Here is a 13,152-nt window from a genome sequence, read left to right on the forward strand (position 1 = left end):
GGATTACTCTCCGCGCAGGGCTGACACCAGCCCTTTGAATTTGCTGTTGAGCAGAGTGAAGCTGGCCTGGAAGCCGACCGCGTTTTCCGCGTAATTCGACTGCTCGAGCTGAGCGTCCACGGTGTTCTGGTCGATCGAAGGCTGCATCGGCGTGCGATACATCAGCGACTCGTCGCCATTGCCCACGCCTTCAGCCTCGATGTGACGGCTGTTGGTCATGTTCAGGGCGATGGTGCCGTTGGCGTTCTTCTGGCTCTGTGCTTCGAGCACTTTGGAGAAGTCCAGATCCCGAGCCTTGTAGTTCGGGGTATCGGCGTTGGCGATGTTGTTGGCCAACACTTCGGCGCGCTGGGCGCGGAAGCCCAATGCCTTTTCGTGAATGCCGAGCGCTTTATCGAAGCTGATGCTCATGTCGGGAACCTTCGGGTGACCGGTTTTTCGTACCTGAGCTTTAGCAAGCCGCGTGCCAATGCGAGAAACCCCCGAAAACCGTGGCCTTGCGGGGCATTGGCAAAGCGGCAATGCCAGAAAAGCGGCAAACGGCTTCCGCTGGCTGCCGCTTTTCTGCCGCTTGCCCTCCCCTCCACCCACACCACAGACCCACTGTGGGAGCGGGCTTGCTCGCGAAAGCGTCGAGTCAGTCGATATCTGTTTTTCTGACACACTGCCTTCGCGAGCAAGCCCGCTCCCACAGGGGATTTGTGGTGTGTGAGGGAGATAATTCAGGCACAAAAAAACGGGAGCCCCTGAGGACTCCCGTTTTTTGTATTGCCGATGCAATCACTTCGCCTGGTAAATGATCCCCGGGCTGCACTGGACCATCTGGTAATGATCCGGCAAACCGTTCAGCGCTTCGGAAGCGCCGAGGAACAGATACCCGCCCGGCTTCAGCGTGCTGTGAATGCGCAACAGGATGTCTTTCTTCACCTCGGCGGAGAAGTAGATCAGCACGTTGCGGCAAAACACGATGTCGAACTTGCCAAGACTCGCATAGCTGTCGAGCAGGTTGAACGAGCGGAACTCCACGCGATTCTTGATCGGCGCCTTGACCGCCCAGCGTCCCGGCCCTTTCGGGTCGAAGTAGCGCTGCAGACGATCGGCGGACAAACCGCGACCGATCGCCAGACTGTCGTACTCGCCGGTCTTGCAGTTGTTCAGCATGCTGCCGGACAGGTCGGTGGCAACGATCTGCACACCCATCTTCAACTGACCGAGGTTGCTGCGCTCGAACTCATCGATCGACATCGACAGCGAATACGGTTCCTGACCCGACGAGCACGCCGCCGACCAGATCCGCAGACGCTGGTTGGGACTGGCTTTGATCGCCTCGGGCAGCACCTTGTTCTTCAAGACTTCAAACGGATAGGTGTCACGAAACCACAGGGTTTCGTTGGTCGTCATGGCATCGACCACCTGCTCGCGCAAACCGCTGCGCGGCTGGGTCTGGATGCGCTGTACCAGCTCACCCAGGGACTTGATGCCTTGCTGCTCCATCAGTTTGTTGAGACGGCTCGAGACCAGGTACTGCTTGTTTTCACCGAGCAAAATGCCACAGGCTTTTTCCAGGAAGACCCGGAACTGTTCGAAATCCAAATTACCCGTAGACAATGATGCCGCCTCTTAAATCGTGTTGACCGCCAGGGGCAGAAGGCCCCTAGCTGATATCTGCTGCTTTGATCCGGTCGACTACCCGGGATGCCAGGTCATCAGGACGGAATTTGGCCAGGAAGTCATCGGCACCGACTTTCTTGACCATCGCCTGATTGAATACCCCCGACAACGAAGTATGCAGGATGATATGAAGCTTTTGCATGCGCGGGTCGCTGCGGATCTCCGCCGTCAGGGTGTACCCGTCCATCTCCGGCATCTCGATGTCGGAAATCATCATCAGGAACTCTTCTTCCGGCTTCTTGCCCTCATCGACCAGCTTGCGCAGGTAATCCAGCGCCTGCTTGCCGTCGTTCAGCGCCACCACTTCGACACCGACCGTCTGCAGGCAACGCGTGACCTGCTTGCGCGCCACCGACGAGTCATCGACCGTCAATACCCGCAGCGACAACGCCTTGCTCTGGGTCTCGACATCGACCACACCGACCGAAATCGCCTCGGGGGTCGGCGCGACTTCCGCCAGCACCTTCTCGACGTCGATGATTTCGACTAACTGATTGTCGACTCGAGTCACAGCGGTCAGGTAATGATCGCGACCCGTGCCCTTGGGCGGCGGATGGATCTCTTCCCAGTTCATGTTGACGATGCGCTCCACCGAGCGGACCAGGAAACCCTGGGTCTTGGTGTTGTACTCCGTGATGATCACGAACGGATTTTTCTTGTCTTTCAACGCTCCGGAACCGGTCGCCATTGCCAGATCAAGGATCGGAATGGTCGCCCCCCGGATATTCGCCACCCCGCACACGACAGGACTGGACTTGGGCATCAACGTCAGGGACGGGCATTGCAGCACTTCCCGCACCTTGAACACGTTGATTCCGTAGAGCTGTTGACCGTCGAGACGGAACAACAACAGCTCCAGGCGATTCTGCCCTACCAGTTGCGTGCGCTGGTTCACCGAATCCATTACACCAGCCATGCCCAGACTCCTACACCAACGCCAAGTGTTGTTGCGACGCACATTCATTGCTAAACGGCACGGCGCTTGCTTTTTAACTCGTATGAACGCTCAAACGACATTTTTCCGACGCCTGACCTCCCGCACCCGCAAAGCGTTGTGCGCGACGTCTGCCGTCTGCTTGTTTTTCGCTGGCAGCCCTGCCGGTGCTGATACGGTTACCTTGCCTGACATGCTTATCGGCGTCACTCAGGGCTTTCTTGAGTTCACCGTAGAAGACTATCTGGCTACCAGTCAAACCGAAGGCCGCTACGAAATCGAGGTCAACCAGCTCGACCCACGTATGCGCATGCCTATGTGCGACAAGGAATTGACAGCGTCACTGGAGAGTCCGGCACGTCCGCTGGGCCGGGTCACGGTCAAGGTCCGTTGCGAGGGAAGCTCGCCCTGGACGGTGTTCGTGCCCGCTCAAGTCCGCCTGTTTCGCGAGATTGTCACCACCACCCGACCGCTCAAACGCGCCGGGATTATCGAGCCGCAGGACGTGACCTTGCGTGAACGCGACGTCAGCCAGATCAATCAGGGTTTCCTGACGTCGGTGGATGAAGCCATCGGGCAAAAATTAACCCGACCAACGGTCGCCGATCAGGTCATTACTCTGGTGCATCTGGAACAGGCTGAAGTGGTGCGCAAGGGCGATCAGGTGGTCATCATCGCCCGCAGCGGTACGCTCGCCGTACGCATGCCCGGCGAAGCCCTGGCCAACGGCGGTCTGAAGGAGCAGATCCGGGTGAAAAACCTGAACTCCAACCGGGTGATCAAGGCGCAGGTCATCGCGCCGGGCCAAGTGGAAGTGGCCATGTAAAACGCTCAAGCAGAAAACTGGCGCCGGCCTCGACGCTTCCCTAAACTGTGCCGAAGCAGGACACGCTTCGACGCATGCAGCTCATTGCAAATGAGCCTAAAGTTTTCCAGGGGATGGCCGAGAACATGGCAAGCGTCCAAATTCCCAGAGGTTTTTAACATGGTCATCGATTTCAGCCGTTTGAACAGCTCCTCGTCACTTACGGGCAGTACACGTACCAGCAACGCCAAGGAAACCGCCGATACCGGCACCTCCGCGCCGCTGAATACCCCGGCCGAAACGGCCAGTACCGTAAAAAGCGGGGAATCGGTACACCTCAGCAATGAGGCTCAACAGTTGCAGAAGGTCACTGACAAGCTGCGCGATCAGCCTGCCGTCGACAAAGCCCGAGTGGCCGAGTTGAAAGCAGCGATTGCCGATGGCAGCTATAAAGTCGACAGCAACCGTGTAGCCAGCAAACTGCTCAACTTCGAAGCCCAGCGCTAGGCTTTTGCCGGCGCCAGGCTTTTGGACGCTTAGAACCCAAGGCCAGCCATGCACGACACTAATTTATTGCAACTGATCACCGACGACTTTGCTCCAGCTCAACAATTGCTGGAGTTATTGCAAACCGAGTCCCTCGCCTTGCACGGTCGCGACATGCCCTTGCTCGAAGATATTCTGGCGCGCAAACAGGCATTGATCATTCTGCTTGAACAGCATGGCCGCAAGCGCAGCGAAATCCTCGCCAGCCTCAACCTGCCGCTCGATCGTCAGGGCCTGGAGCAACTGGCCAGCCAGTCGAGCATTGGCGATCAGTTGCTGTCCCAGAGCGACGTACTGACAGACCTGATTGCCCAGTGCCAGGCGGCCAATGTCAAAAACGGTCAGTCGATCCAGATTCAGCAGGCCACCACGGCCAATCAGCTGAAAATCCTCACCGGGGGCGAGCCACCAGCGTTGTATGACGCCACAGGCACTTTCGCCAAGCCCACCAAGCCGCGTACGCTCAGCCAGGCGTGAGCCATTCGATGTGCCTGCACTATCAACCCGCGAAACATGCTGGCAAAATGCTGGCTAGTCGTAGTCAAATTTTGTCTGGAGATTGAGAAAACGTGCCAAACGCCCTAAGCGCGGATGATACTCCGCAGCCACCAAAGGTGCTGACCACGCCCCTGGAAATCTCCAGCAACCTGCGCCAGCTGCAAGAAAGCCACGATCCGCTGATCATCACCTTTCACGAGCGCAGTCAGCGCTTCCAGAGCTACCTGATCAAGGTTGACCGGGAAACCGCGACGATTGCCCTGGACGAGATGATCCCGCGCGATGGCGAGCGTTTTCTGCTGGCCGGCGAACCGTTCAAGGTCGAAGGCTTTCACGAAGGCGTGCGCATCGCCTGGGAATGCAACGGCACGCTGAACATTGAAGAATCCGAAGGTGACCGCTTCTACACCGGCGAACTGCCGACCGAAGTGGTTTACCACCAGCGCCGCAACGCTTTTCGCGCGGCCCTGAAACTGACCGATCTGGTCAGCGTTGAACTCGGTGGCGAAAAGCTCAAGGCACCGCTCAACGGTAAACTGCTGGATATTTCCGCCACCGGTTGCAAGCTGCGCTTTGACGGCGACATCACCGATCGCCTGCAACTGGGCCAGGTTTATGACCGCATGATCGCCACCCCGCTGTTCGGCAATCAGCCGACTTCGGTCGAACTGCGTTATCTGCACTTCGAAGAAAAGCTCAACATCACCTTCGCCGGCCTGCGTTTCCACAACATCAGTGGTCAGGCGGCGCGCAACGTCGAGCGCTTCGTTTATCAACTGCAGCGTGAAGCACGCCGGTTCGATAAAGACGATCTGTGATTCGTACAGGCAAATAGAAAGGGCAGCCCCTCGCGGGACTGCCCTTTTTTATGCCAAAAATCTTTCTGCCAGCAACGGACACCTGTGGCGAGGGAGCTTGCTCCCGCTGGGGCGCGAAGCGCCCCCCCACCCTTTATCTGGCAAGCGGGGCCTGCTGCGCAGTCCAGCGGGAGCAAGCTCCCTCGCCACAGTTACAGTGTCTGCCTCTGAACAGCCTTACCCTCACCCGACTCAGGGTCTGGCCCCACTGATGTCCGGTGTCGGTTTATCACCCTCATCAGCCGAATCAGTTTCTGCCACAGCTTCAGGCTGAACCTCGGGTTCTGGCTCTGGCTCCGGCGTAACCGTGGTTTGCATCTGCTCCTGCACCACCTGCTCATCCACTCGCGGATCGAGCGCTGCCACCAGCGGCGAACTCGACATGCTGTCCGGCATCGCCACGTGATGCAGCGGTGCGTCGTCGACCTGATGCAGATTGGTCACGGCTTTCGGGCGAATGCGCCACACCAGCACCAGTGCAAAGAAGCTGAAGAACGCGTACAGACTCTGACTGCCGAACAGCTTCATCAGCACACCCGCCAGCAGCGGGCCGATACTCGCGCCGACACCGTAGGTCACCAGCAGCATCGCCGTCAGCGACACCCGGCGATCGCCCTCGACGTGGTCGTTGGAGAACGCCACCGCCAGCGGATACAGGCAGAACTGCACCAGCGAACAGAGGAAGCCAACCACAAACAGCACCTCCAGCGGCACTTGCGGCAGGATCGCCAACGGCAACGCTGCCACCGCCAGGAACCCGGCAAAGCAACGGATCAGCAGCGCCCGGTCATAACGGTCGGACAACCAGCCCAACGGCCACTGCACCAGCAGCCCGGCAAAAATGCAGCTACCCATGAACAGACCAACCTGCTCGGTCGACAGCCCCTGCTGCGACGCATACAGCGGCGCCAGACCGTAGAACGAGCCGATGATCAGACCGGCCCCCAGCACCGTGCTCAACGACTGCGGCACCCGCTTGATAAAGAAGCGCGGCTCCATCGGTGCCGGATGCAGTGGCGCCGGGTGGATCCGTCGAGTCAGCGCCACCGGCACCAGACACAAGGCAAAACACAGCGCGACCAGCATCAGCAGTTCCAGGCCGAGGCCCGGGTGCATGACCAGAATCAGCTGACCCAGCACCAGCCCCAGATACGAAGCGATCATGTAACCGCTGAACACCAGCCCGCGCTGGTTGGCGTCGGCCTGCTCGTTGAGCCAGCTCTCGATCACCATGTATTGGCACATCATGCCCAGACCGACGATGGTCCGCAGCACCAGCCATGCCGGCAGCCAGTCGACCAGACCATGTCCGAGCACCGCCGCGCCGACGATCCCGGCACACGCCGAATAAGCCCGAATGTGTCCGACCCGGGCGATCAGCCGGTGACCAATCTTGCCGCCCAGCACCAGTCCAAAATAGTTGGCCGCCATCAGCGCACCGACCCACAGCCCATCGACATGGTCAGCGGCCAGGCGCAAAGCCAGGTATGTAGATAGAAGGCCCGAGCCGATCAACATCATCAGCGAGGCGAAATACAGCGCTCGAAAGGATTTCCAGATTTGGCGCATCGGCGTTCCGAGCGGCTCCTTGCAGTAAGTATCGGGCTATCCAAACGATAGCCCGATGACGACAGTTCGTCAGGCCTGGGCTGCTAGAACACGCCGTTCCCAGGGAGTGATTTCATCAAAGAAGCTGGTCAACTCCATGGTCTTCGAAGCGATGTAGCCTTCGATGAACTCCTGTCCGAACAGTTCCCTGGCCAATTGGCTACGTTTCAGACGCTCGAGCGCGGCATGCAAGGTACACGGCAACGAAAGATTGTCCGGCACTTCGAATTCGCCCTGAATCGCAGCGCTCGGCTCCAGCTCATGCTCGATACCATGCAAGCCGGCGGCCAGGCTCGCGGCAATCGCCAGATACGGATTGGCATCGGCGCCAGGCAAACGATTTTCGACCCGCCGGGCCACCGGCGAACTGGCCGGAATCCGCAGCCCTGCCGCGCGATTGTCGTGGGACCAGCAGGCATTGTTCGGTGAAGCATACGGGTGACACAGACGCTGATAGGAGTTCACGTTCGGTGCAAACAGTGCGGTGAAATCAGCCATGCCCGCCTGCTGCCCGCCGATGAAATGGCGGAACATTGCGGTCGGCTGGCCGTTCTCGTCGCTGAACACGTTGTTGCCAGTGGCGATCTCGACGATGCTCTGGTGAATGTGCATCGAACTACCGGGCGTGTGTGCCAGCGGCTTGGCCATGCACACCACGCTCAGACCATGCTTGAGCGCGACTTCCTTGAGCAGGTGTTTGAACAGGAAAGTCTGGTCGGCCAGCAACAGCGGATCACCGTGCAGCAAGTTGATCTCGAACTGGCTGACGCCCATTTCATGCATGAAGGTATCGCGTGGCAGACCGAGGGCCGCCATGCATTTATAGACTTCGCTGAAGAACGGCCGCAGACCATTGTTGGAACTGACGCTGAACGCCGACTGACCATCCTCGCGGCGTCCATCCAGGCCTACCGGCGGACGGAACGGCTGAGTCGGATCGGTGTTCGGGGCGAAGACAAAAAATTCCAGCTCGGTCGCCACCACCGGCGCCAGACCGCGCGCAGCGTAACGGGCGATGACTTTTTTGAGTTGACCGCGGGTCGACAGATTGGAGCTTTCGCCGCTCAGTTCGTCGGCATCGCAGATGGCCAGGGCACGTGGCTCGTCGCTCCATGGCAGAGGATGAATCATGCTCGGCTCGGCCACCAGTGCCAGGTCGCCGTCATCGCTGCCGTAAAACCGCGCCGGCGGATAACCGCCCATGATGCATTGCAGCAGCACCCCCCGTGCCATCTGCAAACGCCGCCCTTCGAGGAAACCCTCGGCAGTCATCACTTTGCCGCGCGGCACACCGTTCAAATCCGGCGTGACACATTCAATCTCATCAATGCCGGTCAGTCGCTGCGCGAGTGAACGCTGGCCATCGGTTGTCATGACGCAATCCTTGTTATTGTGCGAGCCGCGAACGGCGACCCGTACAAAATAGGCTCCGGCTGTTCGGAATATCAAGCAGCGTCAAACAAAAACCCGGGTCACGGCAGATAAAGGCTGAACACCCCGCCACCCAGTGGTCCGCCATTGCGAATTTCGGTGTGCCCGACCACGCCATTGCGCTGATGCAACGCGGCAATCCGGTTGGCGAAATACAGACCCAACCCGGTGCTGCCACTGCTGTGATTGATGCCCTGCACGTAATCGGCCTGCCGCTCGAGCATCTCGGCCGGGTAACCGTCGCCGTCATCGTTGATGCTCAACACCAGTTGCCCGGCCTCGTCGCTGACGGTAATCAGCAGCGACTCGCGGGCATAACGAATCGCGTTGTTGATGCAGTTGCCCAACACTGAGGCAACCAACTCGCGATCGAAGAAACCCAACGGACTCAGCGGATCGACTTCATAGGTGGCGATGATCCCGCGACTGGCGAACACCTCTTGGTGCGATGCCAGTTGCGCCTCGATGAAATCATCAAGTTCGTGATACGCCGGTTGCAGCGGCATCTGGTTGACGCCGAGCTTGTACAGCCCGAGCAACTGCACCAGCATGCCGTTGAGGTGGGCGAACTCGAAATCGATCACACCCTGCTCGGCCCCACCGCGCTGCCCTTCGGGCAACCGCGCCAGCCACTGGCTGTGGGCCTGCATCAGCATCGCCAGCGAGTTTTTCATATCGTGAACGGTGGAGGCGATCACCGTGGAGAAATCCAGCGCCTGCTCGTCTTGGTTCATTCGCCAAACGCCTTGCTTTTCAGCTTCTGATAACGCGCATAACGCGCGTCGGTGTCGGGCATCAGGCCGACCATTTTCAGGCAGGCCCGACATTCTTCCAGCTCCGCCGACGGCACACTTGTGTCGGTGCCGTGCAGCAGCGACTGGGCCATGTTCAGCGCGATACTGATGTTCTTCGGTTGCATCTTCAGTGCCTTGCGGAACACCTCGCGTGCCTCCACCAGATTGCCGGTCTTGTACACGCGCACGCCCTGACGGTTGAGGTCGGCGGCGGCGTTGCTCGAACTGAGAATAGTCGGGTCGTCGGTGAGCTTGGCGATGTCTTTCATCACTGCCGGATCGTCACCGTAGATCTCCGCGCAGCTCTTGAGCATCGAAGTGCCCGCCTCGGCCTGCCCGAGCATCTGCAACTGCTTGGCAACCAGCAGCGCCGCCTCGGGACTCATGAACTGCTCCATGCCGTCGAGGCGCATCAGCGCTTGCTCGGTGAGCTTGTCGGCGGTCTCGGCATCGTTGAGCAGCAGACTGGTGGCCTTCATCAAGCGCGCACGAATCTGCAGGCCCGGGTCAGACGGGTTCTCTTTGGCGACGGCGCTGAGCGTGGTGTTGATCTCCAGCCGCGTGCGCGTGTCGAGACCGCGCTCACTGCCCTTGCTGATCAAGGCATGAGCCAGACCGAGGTTGCTTTCCGGGTCCTTGAACCGCGACTGCGCGCCCTGCGCCACGGCCTGGCGATAGGCCCGGGACGCGGTGTCAAAGTCTTCGTTGGCCATCGCCAGTTTGCCGAGCAACGCCTGCCGGCGCACCGCCAGCGGCGATAAGCGAATGGCCTCCTCCAGCACCCGCTGCGCGCCTTTGGTATCGCCCTCGGCGACCAGCACATCGGCCATGCCGTCGTACAGCGCCGGCATCATCGGGAACACCTTCAGCGCTTTTTCGTAGACACCCTTGGCCTGCGCCACTTGCCCACGCTTGAACAACAACTTGCCCAGCCCGGCAAATGCCCACGGCAACGGCCGGTCAGCGATGATGCTGTCGTAAAGGCGTTCAAGCGCTTCGTTCTGATTCATGTCACGCAGCGCATCGGCGCGATAACGCAGGCACAGCGGCGAATAACGGATGTCCTGCTTGCACAGCGCAATGCAGGCATTGAGCACCTCGACCGGTTTACCGCGATCAAGGGCTTGCAGAATCGGTTTGAGCAACGTCTTGCGCTGCTCCAGACGCTCCAGACGCTGCGCCAGGCCGGAGCGGTTGAACGGCTTGGTCAGGTAGGCATCCGGCTCATGCTCCAGGGCACTGAGCACCATCGCCTGACTGGTCTCGGCCGTCACCATGACAAACACCGCTTCATGGCTGATGAGCTTTTCCGACATCAGGTCTTCCAGCACCTGCTGGCCGTTCTTCTTGCCGTCACCGAGGTGGAAATCCTGCAGGATGAAGTCATAAGACTTCTGCGCACACATCTTCAGCGCCTGCTCGCCGGTATCGGCGGTATCCACGTCCTTGACCCCCAGCTCACGCAGCATCGAGCGTACGGAACTGCGGAAATCCGAGAAATCATCGACGATCAGAAAACTCTTTTGGTGATACGACAGCATCGAGGATTTCCAGGCAATTGAAGTAGGTGAACCGGGGGCGTTTTCACAGGCGCGCAGATGATAGCTGGAGGCCAAATGCTATCAAGCGATTTCGCGCGAGTCTGAGGTCGCCGAATGAGTTATCGGCAAGGAGTGGGGTTCTCTGAAGTGGAGGGGTTCAAGATTCCTTGTGCAGCGATTACCCTGCGCGCCGAGTCATCTTTTCACTACAGGGTTTATCTCGTGTACATCAAAGGACGTTGCATCGTGTCCGCCTGTGCGCTGCTGTTTTTCCAGCAGGCGATGGCGGGCGGAATGGATTGTGCAAAAGCGGCGAGTGCCGTGGAGAATGCTGTCTGTGCGGATAAAGGGTTGTATGCGCTGGATGCGCAGATGGGTGCGGCTTATCGGGAGCTGATGAAGATCTCCGGTGATGAGCAATCTGAACTCAAGCGCACACAACGGTTGTGGCTCAAGACACGTAATCAGTGCGAAGCGGATATTGCTTGCCTTGAACAAAGTTATCGTGGCCGGCTGAAGTTATTACAGGCGCACCAGATGGATGCCATTGCGCACAGACCGACCGGCATCGACAAACAGGTTCTGGAAGATCTGCAACGCAGCATTCAAGCGGCCAGCGAGGGCGGCAATCGCGAGGTGGCGGTTGAACGAGTGCTGGCTTCACTGGCTTTCAACTCTGAAGAGACATCGTTTTCAGGCGACTCCGACAAAGAAAACCCCAGCGAGCAAACGCACTTTCCAGCTTCGATTCCCAAAGACGTTACACCGGATGAATGGAAGGCACTGACCGCCACCGAACTCGATGCGGCAGCAGAAACCGGTCAAACCTCCTACTCGTTGCTGGACATGGACGGCGACGGGCAACGAGACCTGATCGTCCAGACTTACGCCGGTGGCACCGGCATGTTTACCTACGTGGAAACCTGGCGCCGAGACGGTGACCATTTTGTCAAAAGGTCTCCTGAGCCTGAAAGCGCGCTGTTCTATACCAATGATCGCGGAGCCAACCAATCGGCATACTGGATCAAGGCGCGGGGCAATATTTACCTCGCCTACCGCAACGGTGCCTACGGCGTTGATCACATCTACTTGCTCAATCCGTTGAAGATCAACCGTGAAGTGCCCACCGTGACGGTGCGATATGGCTACTACTTGAACGTGCTCACCACCCAACACAAGGATGACGGCACCAGCACCTTTGAGTTGGAGCCTGATCTGCGGCTTACGCTCAATCAGGCAATCACCAAGGCGAACGAAGCACGCCCCCATAAACCGGACACTCAGCGCACGCCTCTTTGCCCGATTCCTGCAACAGGCGCAGGCGAGAGCGATTACTACAGCTACGGCCCGGTGCATTACTCGGTGGAAGATGTTTTGGACCTGCCGGTGATTATCGGTAACGAATGCTACATCGGAAAACTGATTGACTGGTTTGGCAGCTACGACGAAAAACATGGCTTGTTCGCACAACTGGCACTGCGCAAACCGGACGTTGATACAGAGGGGCGCAGTTACGCGGTCAACGGGCGCCGGCATGTGATCGAGGTCAGCACCTCAATTGGCAAGGCCGACGGTGGAGCACTGAACTGAGCCACTTATCACGAGCATGAAAAAGCCCCGCCAGATCATCCTGTGCGGGGCTTTTTTGCGAGCCTTGGCGAGGCTCTGAAACGCAACAGGAAAGACTCAAAATTTCTAGCATCCTATCGTTCACCAGAAACGACTTTCCGCATTTGCGAACCATTCGGCCTGCCGCTAGGATGATGGCCATATGCCAAGAAATCGGTGTCGCGCATTTAGCGTAGAACAATGACCAATGGAGTGCTGATGAAAACCACCTATACTTTCGCGCTTGAAGGTCATAGCCGATTTATCTCGGAGGTAACAACAATCCGAGAAAATTATTTAGATCCTATGCTTGAAAGTGAAGACTGGGATTACTCGAGTAAGTCTTTTCAAGACATACCCTCTCTAAGATTGGACTTCAGACCAAAAGCGCTCGGCGGACTTGAAATTGCAGGTACGGTAATATTATTCCTTGGCACCTGCTTTGCAAAAAAAGTTTTTGACGAATTCTATGACCGCCTACTAAAGCGTCCTGTCGGCGCAATGGTGGACACAATAATAAAAAAAGTTAAGCTACCAGATCATGCGTACCTAGAATACCGAGATATAGTGTACTTTGAAGACATTGATACCTCCGTAGTGATTCGGCTATTGCTCAAAACCACAGAAGGCATAGATGTGGACTCGCTTCTACTAGAAGGCCACAAAGCAGCCCACCATTACCTCGAAGCTCATGGCAAGAAAGCGCAAATTCACTGCCATAAAATCGTCGATGGAAAGCTAGATGTTAATCCGAGTTTTTTCACTTCCCTAGATCACATCAAAGCGAGTGACAAAGAGCAACTGCAAAGCCAAAGAATTTTCTAAACACCAGCCCGCCAAATCGAAATCTTCAGAATTA

13 protein-coding genes are annotated in these 13,152 nt (G+C 58.0%); 6 read left to right on the top strand and 7 right to left on the bottom strand.

The window, feature by feature from the left end; translation table 11 throughout:
* Positions 1-3 precede the first annotated feature (3 nt).
* From flgB to V9L13_RS13295, 3 genes are all read right to left on the bottom strand, one after another.
* Entirely contained in the window at positions 4-411 is a 408-nt protein-coding gene (gene flgB / locus V9L13_RS13285) for a flagellar basal body rod protein FlgB (protein WP_003227219.1), read from the bottom strand.
* A gap of 369 nt (positions 412-780) precedes the next feature.
* Positions 781-1,608 carry a protein-glutamate O-methyltransferase CheR gene (gene cheR / locus V9L13_RS13290; protein ID WP_003227220.1) on the bottom strand — a complete coding sequence of 276 codons (828 nt, stop codon included), beginning with the start codon at positions 1,606-1,608 and terminating at the stop codon, positions 781-783.
* Positions 1,609-1,654: 46 nt separating this feature from the next.
* Positions 1,655-2,587 (bottom strand): chemotaxis protein CheV, encoded by a 933-nt coding sequence (locus V9L13_RS13295; RefSeq protein ID WP_003227223.1) that lies wholly within the window; start codon positions 2,585-2,587, stop codon positions 1,655-1,657.
* Positions 2,588-2,669: 82 nt separating this feature from the next.
* Between V9L13_RS13295 and flgA the strand changes: the two genes are divergently transcribed.
* The 4 genes from flgA (at position 2,670) to V9L13_RS13315 (ending at position 5,272) form a co-directional block, all read left to right on the top strand.
* Positions 2,670-3,431 (top strand): flagellar basal body P-ring formation chaperone FlgA, encoded by a 762-nt coding sequence (gene flgA, locus V9L13_RS13300; RefSeq protein ID WP_080593261.1) that lies wholly within the window; start codon positions 2,670-2,672, stop codon positions 3,429-3,431.
* Between the two features lie 159 nt (positions 3,432-3,590).
* Complete coding sequence (gene flgM, locus V9L13_RS13305) at positions 3,591-3,917, top strand: flagellar biosynthesis anti-sigma factor FlgM (RefSeq protein ID WP_003227226.1); 327 nt, start codon at positions 3,591-3,593, stop codon at positions 3,915-3,917.
* Between the two features lie 48 nt (positions 3,918-3,965).
* Positions 3,966-4,433 (top strand): flagellar protein FlgN, encoded by a 468-nt coding sequence (locus V9L13_RS13310; protein WP_025112926.1) that lies wholly within the window; start codon positions 3,966-3,968, stop codon positions 4,431-4,433.
* A gap of 92 nt (positions 4,434-4,525) precedes the next feature.
* The gene (locus tag V9L13_RS13315; protein WP_338802733.1) at positions 4,526-5,272 is read left to right on the top strand and encodes a flagellar regulator YcgR PilZN domain-containing protein; all 747 of its coding nucleotides are present in this window, start codon (positions 4,526-4,528) and stop codon (positions 5,270-5,272) included.
* 231 nt (positions 5,273-5,503) lie between these two features.
* On the opposite strand, the gene V9L13_RS13320 is transcribed toward V9L13_RS13315, so the two are convergent.
* The 4 genes from V9L13_RS13320 to V9L13_RS13335 form a co-directional block, all read right to left on the bottom strand.
* Positions 5,504-6,880, bottom strand: coding sequence for an MFS transporter (locus V9L13_RS13320; RefSeq protein WP_262142843.1), 1,377 nt, complete (start codon positions 6,878-6,880; stop codon positions 5,504-5,506).
* Between the two features lie 69 nt (positions 6,881-6,949).
* Complete coding sequence (locus tag V9L13_RS13325; RefSeq protein WP_193774894.1) at positions 6,950-8,191, bottom strand: glutamine synthetase family protein; 1,242 nt, start codon at positions 8,189-8,191, stop codon at positions 6,950-6,952.
* Positions 8,192-8,391: 200 nt separating this feature from the next.
* Complete coding sequence (locus V9L13_RS13330) at positions 8,392-9,084, bottom strand: HAMP domain-containing sensor histidine kinase (protein WP_262142844.1); 693 nt, start codon at positions 9,082-9,084, stop codon at positions 8,392-8,394.
* Positions 9,081-10,685, bottom strand: coding sequence for a tetratricopeptide repeat-containing response regulator (locus V9L13_RS13335; RefSeq protein WP_003227240.1), 1,605 nt, complete (start codon positions 10,683-10,685; stop codon positions 9,081-9,083). The genes V9L13_RS13330 and V9L13_RS13335 overlap by 4 nt, the downstream gene beginning before the upstream one ends.
* Before the next feature lie 114 nt (positions 10,686-10,799).
* Here V9L13_RS13335 and V9L13_RS13340 point away from each other — a divergent pair, with 114 nt between their 5' ends.
* Together V9L13_RS13340 and V9L13_RS13345 are read left to right on the top strand one after the other, a co-directional pair.
* Complete coding sequence (locus V9L13_RS13340) at positions 10,800-12,275, top strand: lysozyme inhibitor LprI family protein (protein ID WP_338802735.1); 1,476 nt, start codon at positions 10,800-10,802, stop codon at positions 12,273-12,275.
* Positions 12,276-12,512: 237 nt separating this feature from the next.
* Entirely contained in the window at positions 12,513-13,118 is a 606-nt protein-coding gene (locus tag V9L13_RS13345) for a hypothetical protein (RefSeq protein WP_338802736.1), read from the top strand.
* The last annotated feature ends 34 nt before the right edge of the window (positions 13,119-13,152 follow it).

Source organism: Pseudomonas sp. RSB 5.4 (genome assembly GCF_037126175.1).
GTDB lineage: Bacteria > Pseudomonadota > Gammaproteobacteria > Pseudomonadales > Pseudomonadaceae > Aquipseudomonas > Aquipseudomonas fluorescens_H.

Bases quoted from the DNA above. Each gene is read 5' to 3' on its own strand.
- flgB (WP_003227219.1), bottom strand. From the start codon at position 411: ATGAGCATCAGCTTCGATAAAGCGCTCGGCATTCACGAAAAGGCATTG.
- V9L13_RS13295 (WP_003227223.1), bottom strand. From the start codon at position 2,587: ATGGCTGGTGTAATGGATTCGGTGAACCAGCGCACGCAACTGGTAGGG.
- flgA (WP_080593261.1), top strand. From the start codon at position 2,670: ATGAACGCTCAAACGACATTTTTCCGACGCCTGACCTCCCGCACCCGC.
- flgM (WP_003227226.1), top strand. From the start codon at position 3,591: ATGGTCATCGATTTCAGCCGTTTGAACAGCTCCTCGTCACTTACGGGC.
- V9L13_RS13310 (WP_025112926.1), top strand. From the start codon at position 3,966: ATGCACGACACTAATTTATTGCAACTGATCACCGACGACTTTGCTCCA.
- V9L13_RS13320 (WP_262142843.1), bottom strand. From the start codon at position 6,880: ATGCGCCAAATCTGGAAATCCTTTCGAGCGCTGTATTTCGCCTCGCTG.
- V9L13_RS13325 (WP_193774894.1), bottom strand. From the start codon at position 8,191: ATGACTGCCGAGGGTTTCCTCGAAGGGCGGCGTTTGCAGATGGCACGG.
- V9L13_RS13330 (WP_262142844.1), bottom strand. From the start codon at position 9,084: ATGAACCAAGACGAGCAGGCGCTGGATTTCTCCACGGTGATCGCCTCC.
- V9L13_RS13335 (WP_003227240.1), bottom strand. From the start codon at position 10,685: ATGCTGTCGTATCACCAAAAGAGTTTTCTGATCGTCGATGATTTCTCG.
- V9L13_RS13340 (WP_338802735.1), top strand. From the start codon at position 10,800: ATGAGTTATCGGCAAGGAGTGGGGTTCTCTGAAGTGGAGGGGTTCAAG.
- V9L13_RS13345 (WP_338802736.1), top strand. From the start codon at position 12,513: ATGAAAACCACCTATACTTTCGCGCTTGAAGGTCATAGCCGATTTATC.